Source organism: Micromonospora sp. U56, from assembly GCF_018070095.1.
GTDB lineage: Bacteria > Actinomycetota > Actinomycetes > Mycobacteriales > Micromonosporaceae > Micromonospora > Micromonospora purpureochromogenes.
The window spans coordinates 1-1,149 of sequence record NZ_JAGPYL010000265.1; the positions used below are offsets into that span (position 1 = coordinate 1).

Annotated in this window: 1 protein-coding gene; it reads left to right on the forward strand. The window is 69.3% G+C overall.

The features are described 5' to 3' along the window. Nucleotides 1-165: 165 nt before the first annotated feature. Nucleotides 166-1,122, forward strand: a complete 957-nt coding sequence (locus tag KBX37_RS33900) for an IS30 family transposase (RefSeq protein WP_210779890.1) — start codon at nt 166-168, stop codon at nt 1,120-1,122. Nucleotides 1,123-1,149 lie beyond the last annotated feature (27 nt).

Below are 1,149 nucleotides of genomic sequence, written 5' to 3' on the forward strand. Positions count from 1 at the left end.
GGTGGTTTCTAGGCTTCAGTGCAACTGATCTTGGTTGGGCTGGGGGTGCTGGTGGCGAGGCCGGGTGTGTTGACGTTCGGGCATCGGCAGGTGTTGGAGCATTTGTGGGCTTCGGGTCGGACGATCTCGCAGATTGCTGGGCTTCTCGGGGTGCCGGTGTGCACGGTGTCGCGGGAGGTGGCGCGTAACAACAGTGCGCGGCACGGGACGAAGAATCCGCTCGGGCGGTTGTTGCCGCCCGGGCGGGCTCGTCGCCCGTATCGGTGGGGGTATCAGGCGCAGTGGGCGCAGCGGCGCACGGACGCGGCGCGACGTCGGGTGAAGGCGTGCAAGCTCGGGGTGGGTACGCGGCTGCGGCGGGTGGTGGCGGGGAAACTGGCTCGTAGGTGGTCTCCGAAGCAGATCGCCGCGTGGTTGCGGGCCACGTTCGCCGACCGGCCGGAGTTGCAGGTGTCCCACGAGACGATCTACCAGGCGATCTACGTGCAGTCGCGGGGCAACCTTCGGGCCGAGTTGACCCGGCAGGTCACCCTGCGCTCAGGGCGTACTGCGCGGCGCCCGCAGTCACGTGCCGCGGGTGCCGCCCGTGGCCGGCGGCCCTGGATCGGGGACCTGCACATCAGCGCCCGCCCGGCCGAGGCCACAGACCGGGCGGTGCCCGGGCACTGGGAAGGTGACCTGGTCATCGGCAAGGCCGGCGCCTCAGCGATCGTGACCCTGGTGGAACGAGCCACCCGCTACGTGATGCTCGGCGCGCTGCCCAACGGCCGCGACAGCCAAGCCGTCATCGGCGTCCTCACCGACCTGGCCACGAGGATGCCGGCGCATCTGCGCCGCTCACTGGCCTGGGACCAGGGCGTGGAAATGGCCACCCACCCGCAGTTCACCGTCGCCACCGGCTGCCCGGTCTACTTCTGCGACCCCCACAGCCCCTGGCAACGCGGCACCAACGAGAACACCAACGGACTACTACGCCAGTACTTCCCCAAGGGCAGCTACGACTTCCGCACCATCGACCAAGCCGGCCTCGACGAAGTCGCCCACGAACTGAACACCCGCCCCCGCCAGACGCTGAGCTGGGCAACCCCAACCCAGCGCCTGGCTCAACTCATCGCGCCCTGACGATTGCACTCACCACTTGACGCCGCC